This window comes from Sphingobium sp. HDIP04 (genome assembly GCF_000445085.1).
Classification (GTDB): Bacteria; Pseudomonadota; Alphaproteobacteria; order Sphingomonadales; family Sphingomonadaceae; genus Sphingobium; species Sphingobium indicum.
The window spans coordinates 89,836-103,745 of the sequence record NZ_ATDO01000109.1 but is presented as its reverse complement, the minus strand read 5'-3'; the positions used below and the strand labels follow the sequence as shown (position 1 = coordinate 103,745).

The following is a 13,910-nucleotide window of genomic DNA, read 5'->3' as shown; positions in this document are numbered from 1 at the left end:
CCGCGCGGCACCAGGTCGCCGCCGCAGCCCGCCAGCACGGCCGCCGTCAGGGCCGCAAGACCCGTGCCGCGAAGGATCGCATTCCCCCAAACCCGCTCGATCATGACGGCATGATTTACCACGTCCGGCTGGCCCAAGGGTTAACGGCCGACTCGTTTCATCGCATGCAGACATTCGGCTTGACTCTTTGGCCGGAAACTTTAGGGCGGCCGACGGGCCACGCGGTCCCAACGCCGCGCGTGCTCTCTGCAAGGAGAAGCATAACATGACTGATACGACCGCCGCAGACGCCACCATTGCGCCTACCGCCAAGCCCGCAACCAAGCCGGCTCGCCCCTATTTCTCTTCCGGTCCCTGCGCCAAGCCTCCGGGCTGGAGCGCCGACAAGCTGAGCGCCGAATCCCTCGGCCGCTCGCACCGCGCCAAGATCGGCAAGACCCGCCTCGCCTATTGCATCGACCTGATGCGCGAACTGCTGAACCTGCCCGAAACCCACCGCATCGGCATCGTCCCCGGTTCCGACACCGGCGCCTTCGAAATGGCGATGTGGACGATGCTGGGCGCCCGCCCGGTCACGACCCTGGCCTGGGAAAGCTTCGGCGAAGGCTGGGTGACGGACGCCGCCAAGCAGTTGAAGCTCGACCCCACGATCATCCGCGCCGACTATGGCCAGTTGCCCGACCTGAACGGTGTGAACTTCGCCCATGACGTGCTGTTCACCTGGAACGGCACGACCTCCGGCGTGCGCGTGCCGAACGCCGACTGGATTCCCTCGACACGCGAAGGCCTGACCTTCGCCGACGCCACCAGCGCGGTGTTCGCCTACGAAATCGACTGGACCAAGATCGACGTCGCCACCTTCTCCTGGCAGAAGGTGCTGGGCGGGGAGGGCGGCCATGGCGTGCTGATCCTCGGCCCCCGCGCTGTCGAGCGCCTGGAAACCCACACCCCCGCCTGGCCGCTGCCCAAGGTCTTCCGCCTGATGGCGAAGGGCAAGCTGGCCGAGGGCGTGTTCAAGGGCGAGACGATCAACACCCCCTCCATGCTGGCGGTCGAGGACGCGATCTTCGCGCTGGAATGGGGCAAGTCGCTGGGCGGCCTCTCCGGCCTGATCGCGCGCAGCAACGCCAATGCGGCGGCGCTGAACAAGATTGTCGAGGAACGGGACTGGCTGGGCCATCTCGCCGCCGATCCCGCGAGCCGCTCGACCACCAGCGTCTGCCTGACGGTCGAGGGCGCGGACGAAGCCTTCATCAAGAGCTTCGCCGCCCTGCTGGAGAAGGAAGGCGCCGCCTATGACGTCGCGGGCTATCGCGACGCCCCGGCGGGCCTGCGCATCTGGTGCGGCGCGACGGTGGAGACCGCCGACATCGAAGCGCTGGGGCCTTGGCTCGACTGGGCCTATGCCCAGACCAAGGCTGCCGCTTAACCTCATCCCACGCCGTGCTCCTGCGAAAGCAGGGGCCCAGGGCGGCTAAGTCCCGCCCTCGAACCCTGGGCTCCTGCTTTCGCAGGAGCACTGACATAAGGAATTCATCCCATGCCCAAAGTCCTCATTTCCGACAAAATGGACCCCCGCGCCGCCGCGATCTTCCGGGAGCGCGGCGTCGAAGTCGACGAAATAACCGGCAAGACCCCGGAAGAACTCAAGGCGATCATCGGCCAGTATGACGGCCTCGCCATCCGTAGCTCGACCAAGGTCACGAAGGACATTCTCGACCACGCCACCAATTTGAAGGTCATCGGCCGCGCCGGCATCGGCGTCGACAATGTCGACATCCCGGCGGCCTCGGCCAAGGGCGTGATCGTGATGAACACCCCCTTCGGCAACTCGATCACCACCGCCGAACATGCCATCGCCCTGATGTTCGCGCTGGCCCGCCAGTTGCCCGAAGCCAATGCGCAGACGCAGCAGGGCCTGTGGCCGAAGAACGGCTTCATGGGCGTGGAAGTCACCGGCAAGACGCTGGGCCTGATCGGCGCGGGCAATATCGGCTCTATCGTCGCCAGCCGCGCGCTCGGCCTCAAGATGAAGGTCGTCGCCTTCGACCCCTTCCTGACCCCGGAACGCGCCGTCGAAATGGGCGTGGAAAAGGCCGATCTGGACACGCTGCTGGCGAAGGCGGACTTCATCACGCTGCACACGCCGCTGACCGACCAGACGCGCAACATCCTGTCGAAGGAAAATCTCGCCAAGACGAAGAAGGGCGTGCGCATTATCAACTGCGCCCGCGGCGGCCTGATCGACGAAGCCGCGCTCAAGGAAGCGCTTGATTCGGGCCATGTGGCGGGCGCCGCGCTCGACGTGTTCGTGCAGGAACCGGCGAAGGAATCGCCGCTGTTCGGCACGCCCAACTTCATCTGCACCCCGCATCTGGGCGCATCGACCGACGAAGCGCAGGTCAATGTCGCGCTCCAGGTCGCGGAACAGCTTAGCGACTATCTGCTCGACGGCGGCATCACCAATGCCCTCAACGTCCCCTCGCTGTCCGCCGAGGAAGCGCCGAAGCTCAAGCCCTATATGGCGCTGGCGGAGGAACTGGGCAGCCTGGTCGGCCAGCTTGAAGGCGACCGCATCCAGAGCGTTTCGGTCGAGGTGGAGGGCCATGCCGCCGAACTCAACCAGAAGCCGATCACGGCGGCGGTGCTGGCGGGCTTGATGCGCGTCTATTCCGACACGGTGAACATGGTCAATGCGCCCTTCCTGGCGAAGGAACGGGGCCTGGATGTCCGTGAGGTCCGCCATGACCGCGAGGGCGACTATCAGACCCTCGTCCGCGTGACCGTGAAGACCGAAAGCGGCGACAAGTCGGTTGCTGGCACGCTGTTCGGCAATGCGCAGGCGCGCCTGGTCGAACTGTTCGGCATCAAGGTGGAAGCCGATCTGGCCGGGGACATGCTCTACATCGTCAACCAGGACGCGCCGGGCTTCATCGGCCGCCTGGGTTCGACGCTGGGCGAGGCGCAGGTCAATATCGGCACCTTCCACCTCGGCCGCCGCAACCAGGGCGGGGAAGCGGTGCTCCTGCTCTCGCTCGACGGCGCGGTGAACGAAGCGGTCCTCAGCGACATCTGCAAGCTCGCAGGCGTGAAGACGGTGAAGCTCCTCCGCTTCGCCTGATGGTTCGGGCCTGATATGGTTCGGGCTGGCCTTGCGCGCATAATCCGCTAAAGGCCAGCCCATGACCACGATTCCATCCGGCCTCCTGCCTGAAGGACTTTCCGACCGCCTGCCGCCGCTGGCGGAGGCTTCCGCCTGGCTTGCGCGCCGCGTGCTCGATACCGTGGCGAGCCACGGCTATGAACGCGTCATGCCGCCCATCGCGGAGTTTGAGGACACGCTGGTCAGCCGCCTCAAATCGATGAAGGCGCAGGATCTGGTCCGCGCCATCGACCCGGTGTCGCAGCGCAGCCTGGCCCTGCGCCCGGACATGACCGCGCAGGTCGGCCGCATCGCCGCCACCCGCCTGGCCACCGCGCCGCGCCCGCTGCGCCTGTCCTATGCCGGTCCCGTCATCCGCCTGCGCGCCAATCAGCTCCGTCCGGAGCGGGAGCGGTTCCAGGTCGGCGCCGAACTCATCGGCAGCGACAGCGTCGCCGCCGCCGTGGAGATCGTGAACGTCGCCATAGAGGCGTTGCAGGCGGCGGGCGTCACCGGCATCACCATCGACTTCACCCTGCCGGACCTGATCGACGCGCTCGCCGCCGGGCCGCTGCCGCTCGCGCCGGAAGAGATAGAGGCCGTCCGCACCGAACTGGACGCCAAGGATGCGGGCGCGCTCGCCGCGATCAGCCCGGCCGCAGCCGCCTATCTGCCGCTGATCGAGGGAACCGGCCCCTTCCACGCCGCGATGGAAAGGCTGGAGGCGCTGAACGCCGATCTCGGCGGCGCCATCGACAGCCGGATCGCGGGCCTGCGCGCCATCGCCAAGCCCATCGGCTGGGACATCAGCCTGACGCTCGATCCGACCGAGCGGCACGGCTTCGAATATCAAAACTGGTTCGGCTTCTCGATCTTCGCGGAAGGCTTCACCGGGGAGATCGGCCGGGGCGGCAGCTATGCGATCATCCGCGCCGACGGGTCGGAGGAACCGGCCATGGGCTTCTCCCTCTATCCCGATCCGCTGATCGACGCGGGCTTCGGCGGCGAGGCGCCCAGGCGCCTGTTCCTGCCCCTGCACCATGATGCCGCCCGCGCCGCCCAGTTGCGGGCGGAAGGCTGGCAGACGGTCGCCGCGCTGACCGGAGAGGAAAATGGCGAGGCGCTGCGCTGTTCGCACTGGCTGGATGGCACGGAACCGCGCCCTTACTGACCGGGTCTCAACTTTCGCTGAGGCGGCGGCAGACCGGCGGCACGGTGGCGCAGGCGGGCGTTCCGTCCTTGCCCGTGCCGTTCACGACGATTTCGATGATACCCCGTCCTTCGATGGCCCGCGTCAGCAGGTCTTCGTCCAGATCGTGAATGTCGATCTTCATCCGGCGCGACCATGGCGACGGCGGATCGCCGGCCAACTGGCCGATCCGAATATAGATGAAGCGCCGCACCGGCCCTTCGCGGCGGACCTGGTCGCCGAAAAATCTGGGCCCCGGCGCGATGCGGATCGGCAGGTCGAACGACAATGGCTCGCCGGTGCCGGACGCTTTCGGATCGAGCGGCCGGTCATCCTTGGCCTGAAGGCTGTGCAGCACGCCGATGACCGGCTGCTCGATGATGATCCGCAATCCGACTTCGATCTGATCCGCTTTCGCCATGGCTTTCCTGTAGCGTCGGAACAGGCGGCGGGAAAGGCCGCGACCGCCTCGTCCGCCTTGACGCGCCCGCCATGCCCGGCTAACGCGCCCCCGCAACTGGGCGACGCGCCCGCTTTATCCCACCGGCATGCCGAGTCCCGTCGAAGGGCATGGCCGGTCCGCGCGGCGGGCGGAGGACTGTATCTGTGGCAAATGTGACCGTGATCGGCGCCCAATGGGGCGACGAGGGCAAGGGCAAGATCGTCGACTGGCTGTCGGAGCGCGCCGACGTCGTCGCCCGCTTCCAGGGCGGCCATAATGCCGGTCACACGCTGGTCGTGGGGGAGAAGGTCTACAAGCTCTCGCTGCTCCCCTCCGGCATCGTGCGCGGCACGCTGTCGGTGATCGGCAACGGCGTGGTGCTGGACCCCTGGCACTTCCGCGACGAGGTGGCGAAGCTGAAGGGGCAGGGGGTGGAGATCACGCCCGACAACCTCCAGATCGCGGAAACCTGCCCGCTGATCCTGCCCTTCCACCGCGACCTCGACGGCCTGCGCGAAGACGCTTCGGGCGCGGGCAAGATCGGCACCACCCGCCGCGGCATCGGCCCGGCCTATGAGGACAAGGTCGGCCGCCGCGCCATCCGCGTCTGCGACCTGGCCCATCTGGACGACCTCGGCCCGCAGCTCGACCGGCTGACCGCGCATCATGACGCGCTGCGCGCCGGGTTCAACGAAGCGCCGATCGATCGCGACGCGCTGATGGCCGAACTGCGCGACATCGCCGGCTTCATCCTGCCCTTCGTCAAGCCAGTCTGGCTGACGCTCAACAAGGCGAAGGCGGAGGGCAAGCGCATCCTGTTCGAAGGGGCGCAGGGCACGCTGCTCGACATCGACCACGGCACCTATCCCTTCGTCACCTCGTCCAACACGGTGGCGGGCACGGCGGCGAGCGGCACCGGCCTCGGTCCCAATGGCGCGGGCTTCGTGCTCGGCATCGTCAAGGCCTACACCACCCGCGTCGGCTCCGGTCCGTTCCCGACCGAGCAGGAGAATGACGTCGGCCAGCGGCTGGGCGAGCGGGGCCATGAATTCGGCACCGTCACGGGCCGCAAGCGCCGCTGCGGCTGGTTCGACGCCGTGCTGGTGCGCCAGTCGGTCGCGGTGTCGGGCGTCACCGGCATCGCCCTCACCAAGCTGGACGTGCTGGACGGCTTCGACGAATTGAAGATCTGCGTCGGCTACAGGATCGGCGACCGGCACTTCGACTATCTCCCCGCCCATGCGCAGGACCAGGCGAAGGCGGAGCCGGTCTATGAAAGCATCGAAGGCTGGCAGGACACGACGGCGGGCGCGCGTAGCTGGGCGGAACTTCCGGCGCAGGCGATCAAATATATCCGCCGCATCGAGGAACTGATCGGCTGCCCGGTCACGCTCGTTTCGACCAGCCCTGAGCGCGAGGACACCATCCTCGTGCGTGATCCTTTCGCGGATTGACCGGCATGGCGGGCGATCGTTTCGAGCGGCACAAGCAGCCCTGGACGGCGGACGAGTTGCAGAAGCTCCACACGCTGGCGAAGAAGGGCATGGCGCTGAAAGCGATCGCCAAGGCGCTGACCCGCAGCGAGGAATCGGTGAAGGCCCGCGCCAAGCAGGACGGGCTGAACATCGCGAAGTTGCGCTGATTTTAGGCCGGGTGGACAATTTGGAATGTTGGGAGCGGCCGATAGCGGACGTCAATGCTTCCCCTCCCCTTCAGGGGAGGGGACTGAGGGGTGGGGGCGTGCCCCAAAGGAAAACCAAGCCTGTAAAGGCACACCCCCACCCCAACCCCTCCCCTGAAGGGGAGGGGCTTAATGGCCGCTCCCCACCCAAGTCCCTCAGTCCTGCGGGCCTGAAATTTGCCCACGCCGCCAGTTCGATAAACTGACATACCGCAAGACGCTGGACGCCATCGATCGCCGGTGCGACACTCCCCTCAACCCCTGAAGGGAGTCTCCCATGGCGCTCGACATCCTCGTTCTTTACGGTTCCTATCGCCGGGGCCGCCTTGGCATCCGTCTGGCGGAATATCTGATCAAGGGTTTCCAGGCCCTGGACCACAAAGCCGAACTCATAGATGCCCAAGCCATAGGGCTGCCCATGCTGGATCTGCGCTACAGCGACTATCCCGCGGGCGAAGCCCCCGCCGCCATGACGGCTCTATCCGAACGCCTTGCCGCCGCCGACGCCTTCGTCTTCGTCGCGGGCGAATATAATCGGGGCATGCAGCCGGGCCTCAAGAATCTCGTCGATCACTATCTCAAGGAATTCGACCGCCGCCCGGCGGGCATCGCCAGCTATTCCATGGGCCGCTATGCCGGGGTGAACAGCCATGCCGCCTGGACGGTGACGCTGAACGCCATGGGCATGACGGTGATCCCGGAGCGCCTGAGCGTCGGCCAGATCGGCGACACGCTGGATGCCGAAGCCCGTCCTCACGGAGAAAGCGGCGCGGCGCTGGAACGCGGCTTCGCCAGCTTCGCGCGGAGCCTGGTCTATTGGGGCTAGGCGGTGAAGAAGGTTTAGGAGGGGGTAACAAGCCGACCCATCCAAATCCTCCCCATCGAGAGATGGGGAGGGGGACCAGCCGCAGGCTGGTGGAGGGGAATGGGGCACGACCTCCGAATTTCCCCTCTACCATGCTTCGCATGTCGAAGAGAGTCACGCGCCTCTCTTCGACCCTCCCCACGCTTCGCGCAGGGAGGATCTAATGCCCGCTCACGCCCATGCTCAGCATAACGGGACCGCGACGTCCCACCCGCCTCAACCCCGCGTCTCCTCCTCCACCATGTCCGACGCCAGTTCCAGCCCGGCGCGGCCATGGGAGGGGGTATGTGCGGGCGCCTTGGGATGGGGCACATATTCCGGCTCCTCGACCTCCAGCATGCCTTCCCATTTGGTGATGACGGATGTGGCGATGGCGTTGCCCAGCACGTTGGTCGCGGTGCGGCCCATGTCCATGAAATGGTCGACCGCCAGGATGAAGGCCACGCCCTCCACCGGCAGGTCGAACTGGCCCAGCGTCGCGGCGACCACCACCAGCGATGCGCGGGGCACGGCGGCGATGCCCTTGCTGGTCACCATCAGCACCAGCAATATGGTGATCTGCGTCGCGATCGGCAGGTCGATGCCATAGGCCTGGGCGATGAAGATGGTGGCGAAGGTCGAATACATCATCGACCCGTCCAGGTTGAAGCTGTAGCCCAGGGGCAGCACGAAGCTGTAGATGCGCCGCGGCACGCCGAAACGGTCGAGCTGCTCCAGCATCTTGGGATAGGCGGCCTCCGACGACGCGGTCGAGAAGGCGATCAATATCGGCTCGCGCACATAGCGGATCAGCTTCACCATCCGCCTGCCCAGGAAGATCGATCCCGCCGCGAACAGCAGCACCCAGAGCGCGATCAGCGACAGGTAGAATTCGCCCACCAACTCGCCGAAGGTCTTGAGCACGCCCAGCCCTTCGGTCGTCACGACCGACGCCAGTGCGCCGAAGACGGCGAAGGGCGCGACGCGCATGACATAGCCCGTCACTTGCAGCATCAGTTCGACCATCGCCTCGATCACGGTGACGACCGGCTTGCCCTTCTCGCCGATGGCGGTCAGCGCGATGCCCACGAACAGGGAGAAGACGACGATCTGGAGGATAGAATTTTCCGCCATCGCCCCGACCATGGAGGTGGGGAAGACGTGCAGGATGAAGTCGCGGAAATTGAGCGCTTCGGTATTCACCCCCGAATCCGCGCCCGAGCGGACCAGGTTCAGCCCTTCGCCCGGCGCGAAGAAATTGACGAAGATGAGGCCGAGCGTCAGCGAGATCAGGCTGGCGATGATGAACCAGGCGAGGGCGCGCCCGCCGATCCGGCCCAACGCCGCGCTGTCGCCCATATGCGCGATGCCCGCCACCAGCGTGGAGAAGACCAGCGGCGCGATGATCATCTTGATCAGGTGCAGGAAGATGTCCGCCAGCAGATGGTAATAGCCCGCCACATCCTTGGCCAGCGCCTTGTCGCCACCCACCCAGATATTGGTGGCAAAGCCCACGACCACCCCCAGAACCATTCCCGTCAGGATGAACGCCGTCAGTCGATTTCGCATCTCGTTCCTTTAACCGGCGCGCGGGCGCACCGCATTCATGGTCTGTCCCAAATGGTGGCTACACCTAACAGCCACCCGCAGCGCCCGCAATCGAAGGCGCGTGAATGCCGTCATCCCGGTTAGACGAATGAGGAATCATATTCCGCGCCCCTTCCGGCGCTGGAAATAGACGAACTCAGGGGTAAAGCAGCCCTTCGCGCCAGCCCCCGCCCGTCCGTTCGAACAGGCGCCGCTCATGCAGGCGATGTTCGCGGTCCTGCCAGAATTCGATGCGCTCCGGCGCGACGCGAAATCCCGACCAGTGCGGCGGACGCGGCACCGGCCCGCCCTCGAAGCGCAGGCTGACCTCCTCATATCGCGCCATGAACAGGTTGCGCGATTCCAGCGGGCGCGACTGGTCCGACGCCCAGGCGCCCAACTGGCTGTCGCGGCTGCGCGTCGCGAAATAGGCGTCGGCGGTGGCGTCGTCCACCGGCCCGACCGGCCCTTCGATCCGGACCTGCCGCCGCAGCGACTTCCAGTGGAACAGCAGCGCCGCATGCGGATTGGCGTGCAGTTCCCCCGCCTTTCGCCCCTCGAAATTGGTGTAGAAGACGAAGCCGTCCGGCCCATGCCCCTTCAGCAGCACCATGCGCAGCGACGGCCGCCCGCGCGCGTCGGCGGTGGCCAGCGCCATGGCGTTGCTGTCGTTGATCTCGGTTTCGCGCGCCTCGGCATACCAGGCGTCGAACAGCAGGAAGGGATCGGTCATGCGCGGTGCTGTACGCCCCTCATAAAGCCATGTCGATACGGCTTTCCCACGCTTGAACGATCCCGCGCCTTTCGCCACATAGGACGCAAACGGCTTTTTTTGATCCAAAGGATATGTTGACGGCAATGGCTGATCCCTACTCCACCCTGGGCGTCGCGCGCGGCGCGAGCGAGGCAGAGATCAAATCGGCCTATCGGAAGCTCGCCAAGGAACTGCATCCCGACCGAAACAAGGACAATCCGAAGGCGGCGGAGAAATTTTCCGCCGTCACCGGCGCCTATGACCTGCTGTCGGACAAGGACAAGCGCGCCCGCTTCGACCGGGGCGAAATAGACGGCGAGGGCAATCCGACCGCGCCCTTCGGCTTCGGCGGCGGCGGGGCGGGGGGCTTTCGCGGCCGTCCGGGGCAGGGCGGCGGGTTCGAGTTCCAGGATGGCGGCGCCGATTTCGGCGACATATTCGAAGGGCTTTTCGGCGGGGCGGGCCGGCGCGGGGGAGCGGGCGGAGGCTTTGGCGGTTTCGGCCGGGGCGCGCCGCCGCAGAAGGGCGCGAACGTCACCTATCGCCTCGCCGTCCAGTTCGTCGACGCCGCGACCCTCGCGCCCCAGCGGATCACGCTCCAGGACGGCAAGACCATCGACCTGAAACTGCCCGCGGGGGTCGAGACGGGCACGCAGATGCGCCTTTCCGGCAAGGGCCAGCAGGGCCCCGGCGGCGCGGGCGACGCCATCGTCACCATAGAGGTGAAGCCGCACCCCTTCTTCACCCGCGACGGCGACAATGTGCTGCTGGACCTGCCCATCACCCTGGACGAGGCGGTGAAGGGGGCGAAGGTCAAGGTGCCGACGGTCGACGGCCCGGTGATGCTGGGCGTGCCGGCGGGCGCCTCCTCCGGCAAGACGCTGCGGCTGCGCGGCAAGGGCTTCACCGGCAGGAACGGGCAGCGGGGCGACCAGCTCGTCACCCTGCTGATCGACGTGCCCGCCGACGATCCGGCGATCAAGGCGCTGGTGGAAGGCTGGCGGGACAGCCGCGCCGTGCGGACCCATCTGGGCGTATGAGGGGTTAGGGGGGAATGCCGCATCCATCCCCCCTGTCGCCGGAATCCCGCCGCAAGCATATCGCTGAAGAAGCCCGCACCAAGTTCCACCGCCAGATCGCCCGCGTGCGGCCCGGCAGCCACGCGTTCGAAATCGCGAAGCGGGTGGCGGTCGGCACCTATAATGACGGCTTCATCCATGCCGGGAACCTTGCCTATCTCTCGCTGATGACGCTGTTCCCCTTCTTCATCGTGGCGGCGGCGGTGGCCAGCATCTTCGGCCGGTCGCAGGACGGGCTGGCGGCGGTCGGCGCCTTTCTGGAAACGGTGCCGCCGGGCGTCGCGGAGGTGGTGCGCCAGCCCATCGTCGACGTGCTGAACGCCCGCACGGGGCCGCTGCTCTGGCTGGGCGGGCTGGTGGGGCTGTGGACCGTCGGCAGCCTCATAGAGACGATCCGCGACATATTGCGCCGCGCCTATGGGACCAGGAGCACGCGCCCCTTCTGGCACTATCGCCTGACCGCCATCGGCATCACGCTGGTCAGCGTGTTCGCGGTGATGTTCGCCTTCTCCATGCAGGTGATCATCACCGGCATCGACCAGTTCCTGCACCAGATCCTGCCCTTTGCCGACCAGGCGATACAGATTGTCAGCCTGACGAAGCTGGCGCCCATGGCGATCCTGTGCGTCGCGCTTTATTATCTCTACGTTTCCCTGACCCCCAGCCTGTACAAGGATCCGCGCTTCCCGAAATGGCCCGGCGCCATCGCCACGGCGCTCTGGTGGTATGGCGTCACCCTGCTGCTGCCGGTCACGCTTTCCATGCTCGGCGGCTATGACATGACCTATGGCAGCCTGGCCGGGGTGATGATCACGCTCATTTTCTTCTTTCTTGTCGGGCTTGGCGTGGTAATTGGCGCGGAATTGAATGCGGCGCTGGCGGAGTTCCCGGAAGAGGAGGCCGCGGCCGCCGCGCAGGTCGATAAAGGGAATGGGACGACGGTATGACAGGCTTGATGGCGGGAAAACGCGGTCTGATCATGGGGCTGGCGAACGACAAGTCGTTGGCCTGGGGCATATCGAAGGCGCTGCATGCGCAGGGCGCGGAACTCGCCTTCTCCTATCAGGGCGAGGCGCTGGCCAAGCGGGTGAGGCCGCTCGCCGAGGAACTGGGGTCCGATTTCCTGATCGATTGCGACGTGTCGGACATGGAAAAGCTGGACGCCGCCTTTGCCGAGATCGAGGCGAAGTGGGGCGGGCTGGATTTCGTGGTCCACGCCATCGGTTTTTCCGACAAGAATGAACTGCGTGGCCTCTATGTCGACACCAGCCTGGAAAATTTCCTGCTGACGATGAACATCTCCGCCTACAGCTTCGTCGCCGTCGCCAAGCGGGCGCGAGCGCTGATGCCGGAGGGCGGCAGCCTGCTGACGCTCAGCTATTATGGCGCGGAAAAGGTGATCCCGCACTATAACGTCATGGGCGTGGCCAAGGCGGCGCTGGAAACCAGCGTCAAATATCTGGCGATGGACCTGGGTCCGGAAAATATCCGCGTCAACGCCATCTCGGCCGGGCCGATCAAGACGCTGGCGGCCAGCGGCATCGGCGATTTCCGCTACATCATGAAGTGGAACGAGCTGAACAGCCCGCTCCGTCGCAACGTGACGATCGAGGATGTGGGCGGCGCGGGCCTCTACCTTCTGTCAGACCTGGCGTCGGGCGTGACCGGCGAAATCCACCATGTCGACGCGGGCTACAACGTCATCGGTATGAAGGCCGAAGACGCGCCCGACATCGCATTGGACAAGTAACAAAACCCCTCTCCCACCGGGAGAGGGAGGGGCCCGCCGCGAAGCGGTGGGAGGGTGAGGGCGAACCACCTCACCCACGAAAGGCAGATATGAGCTTCAACACTTTCGGCCGCGTCTTCCGCTTCTCAACCTGGGGGGAATCCCATGGTCCCGCCATCGGCGCGATGGTCGACGGCTGCCCTCCGGGCCTGCCCCTGACCGAAGCCGACATCCAGCCTTTCCTCGACAAGCGGAAGCCCGGCACCTCGAAATTCACCACCCAGCGCCGCGAAGCCGATGAGGTCCGCATCCTCTCCGGCGTGTTCGAAGGGCGCACCACCGGCACTCCGATCAGCCTGATGATCGAAAATACCGACCAGCGGTCAAAGGATTACAGCGAGGTCGCCAAGGCCTATCGCCCCGGCCATGCCGACTATGCTTATGACGCCAAATATGGCTTCCGCGACTATCGCGGCGGCGGGCGATCCTCGGCGCGGGAAACCGCCAGCCGCGTGGCGGCGGGCGCGGTCGCCCGGCTGGTGATCCCCGATGTCGACATCTTCGCCTATGTGACCGAGATCGGCGGCGACGCCATCGACCCGGCCCGTTTCGACGCGAGCGAGATCGACAACAACCCCTTCTTCTGCCCCGATCGGCAGGCGGCGAAGCGCTGGGAGAAGCTGGTCGAGGACGCCCGCAAGGACGGTTCCTCGCTCGGCGCGGTGGTGGAATGCATCGCCAGCGGCGTTCCGGCCGGTTGGGGCGCGCCCCTCTATGCCAAGCTCGACAGCGAACTGGCCGCCGCGATGATGAGCATCAACGCGGTCAAGGGCGTGGAGATCGGGGACGGTTTCGCCGCCGCCCGCCTGCGCGGCGAGCAGAATGCCGATCCGATGCGGCCCGGTAATGAAGGCAACCCCGTCTTCCTCGCCAACCATGCGGGCGGCATTGCGGGGGGCATCTCCACCGGGCAGCCCGTCAAGGTCCGCATCGCCTTCAAGCCGACCAGCTCGATCCTGATCCCGGTCGAAACCGTCACCCGCGAGGGCGAGGCGTCGGACATCGTGACCAAGGGCCGCCACGACCCCTGCGTCGGCATTCGCGGCGTGCCGGTGGTCGAAGCGATGATGGCGCTGGTGCTGGCGGACCAGAAACTGCTCCACCGCGCCCAGTGCGGCGAGGGCTGATCCAGGCCGTGCCCTGCTCCTGCGAAGGCAGGAGTCCAGTCCTGCCGTCAGGTCCGGTTCTCGCGAGGCTCAAATGCCTTCCCCAGGAGCACGAAGGAGAATCCTGCTCGCCACCCCCCACAACGCGCCGAATCGAGCCATAATTCCGGCAAAGGCGCGATTCCGGCGAGACGACTCACCCAATCTGCGATACCATCGCCGTCACGGATCGCCCGCGGGAGGGCGAGCGGCAGCGCGTAAGCCTGGGGAGCGTCACCATGCCCCGCATGGATTGAC

General features: G+C 66.2%; 13 protein-coding genes. 10 read left to right on the top strand and 3 right to left on the bottom strand.

All coding sequences use genetic code 11. From position 1 onward, the window contains the following. Positions 1-265 precede the first annotated feature (265 nt). The 3 genes from L286_RS39765 to L286_RS39755 all read left to right on the top strand — a co-directional run bounded on the left by L286_RS39765 (position 266) and on the right by L286_RS39755 (position 4,313). A complete protein-coding gene (locus L286_RS39765; RefSeq protein ID WP_020820251.1) occupies positions 266-1,429 on the top strand; it encodes a phosphoserine transaminase in 1,164 nt (387 codons plus the stop codon). 111 nt (positions 1,430-1,540) lie between these two features. Beyond that, complete coding sequence (gene serA, locus L286_RS39760) at positions 1,541-3,121, top strand: phosphoglycerate dehydrogenase (protein ID WP_020820252.1); 1,581 nt, start codon at positions 1,541-1,543, stop codon at positions 3,119-3,121. 61 nt (positions 3,122-3,182) lie between these two features. After that, positions 3,183-4,313 carry an ATP phosphoribosyltransferase regulatory subunit gene (locus L286_RS39755; RefSeq protein WP_020820253.1) on the top strand — a complete coding sequence of 377 codons (1,131 nt, stop codon included), beginning with the start codon at positions 3,183-3,185 and terminating at the stop codon, positions 4,311-4,313. Between the two features lie 7 nt (positions 4,314-4,320). On the opposite strand, the gene L286_RS39750 is transcribed toward L286_RS39755, so the two are convergent. Next, on the bottom strand, positions 4,321-4,752 hold the full coding sequence (locus L286_RS39750) for a DUF5990 family protein (RefSeq protein WP_013038825.1): 432 nt from the start codon (positions 4,750-4,752) through the stop codon (positions 4,321-4,323). A 185-nt stretch (positions 4,753-4,937) separates the two neighbouring features. Here L286_RS39750 and L286_RS39745 point away from each other — a divergent pair, with 185 nt between their 5' ends. The 3 genes from L286_RS39745 (at position 4,938) to L286_RS39735 (ending at position 7,280) form a co-directional block, all read left to right on the top strand. Continuing rightward, the gene (locus L286_RS39745) at positions 4,938-6,227 is read left to right on the top strand and encodes an adenylosuccinate synthase (protein WP_007685463.1); all 1,290 of its coding nucleotides are present in this window, start codon (positions 4,938-4,940) and stop codon (positions 6,225-6,227) included. A 5-nt stretch (positions 6,228-6,232) separates the two neighbouring features. After that, positions 6,233-6,415 (top strand): hypothetical protein, encoded by a 183-nt coding sequence (locus L286_RS39740; protein ID WP_007685461.1) that lies wholly within the window; start codon positions 6,233-6,235, stop codon positions 6,413-6,415. A 316-nt stretch (positions 6,416-6,731) separates the two neighbouring features. Beyond that, positions 6,732-7,280, top strand: coding sequence for an NADPH-dependent FMN reductase (locus L286_RS39735; protein ID WP_020820255.1), 549 nt, complete (start codon positions 6,732-6,734; stop codon positions 7,278-7,280). Positions 7,281-7,535: 255 nt separating this feature from the next. Here L286_RS39735 and L286_RS39730 read toward each other — a convergent pair whose 3' ends face one another. Together L286_RS39730 and pdxH are read right to left on the bottom strand one after the other, a co-directional pair. After that, positions 7,536-8,867, bottom strand: coding sequence for a dicarboxylate/amino acid:cation symporter (locus L286_RS39730; RefSeq protein ID WP_020820256.1), 1,332 nt, complete (start codon positions 8,865-8,867; stop codon positions 7,536-7,538). Positions 8,868-9,042: 175 nt separating this feature from the next. Then, positions 9,043-9,618, bottom strand: a complete 576-nt coding sequence (pdxH, locus tag L286_RS39725; protein WP_020820257.1) for a pyridoxamine 5'-phosphate oxidase — start codon at positions 9,616-9,618, stop codon at positions 9,043-9,045. A 125-nt stretch (positions 9,619-9,743) separates the two neighbouring features. Between pdxH and L286_RS39720 the strand changes: the two genes are divergently transcribed. The 4 genes from L286_RS39720 (at position 9,744) to aroC (ending at position 13,634) form a co-directional block, all read left to right on the top strand. Continuing rightward, positions 9,744-10,679: a DnaJ C-terminal domain-containing protein gene (locus tag L286_RS39720; RefSeq protein ID WP_020820258.1), complete on the top strand. Its 936-nt coding sequence runs from the start codon at positions 9,744-9,746 to the stop codon at positions 10,677-10,679. Between the two features lie 14 nt (positions 10,680-10,693). Further along, on the top strand, positions 10,694-11,665 hold the full coding sequence (locus tag L286_RS39715; RefSeq protein WP_013038821.1) for a YihY/virulence factor BrkB family protein: 972 nt from the start codon (positions 10,694-10,696) through the stop codon (positions 11,663-11,665). Beyond that, positions 11,662-12,468 carry an enoyl-ACP reductase FabI gene (gene fabI, locus L286_RS39710; protein WP_020820259.1) on the top strand — a complete coding sequence of 269 codons (807 nt, stop codon included), beginning with the start codon at positions 11,662-11,664 and terminating at the stop codon, positions 12,466-12,468. The genes L286_RS39715 and fabI overlap by 4 nt, the downstream gene beginning before the upstream one ends. A gap of 89 nt (positions 12,469-12,557) precedes the next feature. Continuing rightward, positions 12,558-13,634, top strand: coding sequence for a chorismate synthase (gene aroC, locus L286_RS39705; RefSeq protein ID WP_020820260.1), 1,077 nt, complete (start codon positions 12,558-12,560; stop codon positions 13,632-13,634). Positions 13,635-13,910 lie beyond the last annotated feature (276 nt).

Bases quoted from the DNA above. Each gene is read 5' to 3' on its own strand.
- L286_RS39715 (WP_013038821.1), top strand. From the start codon at position 10,694: ATGCCGCATCCATCCCCCCTGTCGCCGGAATCCCGCCGCAAGCATATC.
- L286_RS39720 (WP_020820258.1), top strand. From the start codon at position 9,744: ATGGCTGATCCCTACTCCACCCTGGGCGTCGCGCGCGGCGCGAGCGAG.
- serA (WP_020820252.1), top strand. From the start codon at position 1,541: ATGCCCAAAGTCCTCATTTCCGACAAAATGGACCCCCGCGCCGCCGCG.
- L286_RS39750 (WP_013038825.1), bottom strand. From the start codon at position 4,752: ATGGCGAAAGCGGATCAGATCGAAGTCGGATTGCGGATCATCATCGAG.
- aroC (WP_020820260.1), top strand. From the start codon at position 12,558: ATGAGCTTCAACACTTTCGGCCGCGTCTTCCGCTTCTCAACCTGGGGG.
- L286_RS39765 (WP_020820251.1), top strand. From the start codon at position 266: ATGACTGATACGACCGCCGCAGACGCCACCATTGCGCCTACCGCCAAG.
- pdxH (WP_020820257.1), bottom strand. From the start codon at position 9,618: ATGACCGATCCCTTCCTGCTGTTCGACGCCTGGTATGCCGAGGCGCGC.
- L286_RS39755 (WP_020820253.1), top strand. From the start codon at position 3,183: ATGACCACGATTCCATCCGGCCTCCTGCCTGAAGGACTTTCCGACCGC.
- fabI (WP_020820259.1), top strand. From the start codon at position 11,662: ATGACAGGCTTGATGGCGGGAAAACGCGGTCTGATCATGGGGCTGGCG.
- L286_RS39740 (WP_007685461.1), top strand. From the start codon at position 6,233: ATGGCGGGCGATCGTTTCGAGCGGCACAAGCAGCCCTGGACGGCGGAC.
- L286_RS39730 (WP_020820256.1), bottom strand. From the start codon at position 8,867: ATGCGAAATCGACTGACGGCGTTCATCCTGACGGGAATGGTTCTGGGG.
- L286_RS39735 (WP_020820255.1), top strand. From the start codon at position 6,732: ATGGCGCTCGACATCCTCGTTCTTTACGGTTCCTATCGCCGGGGCCGC.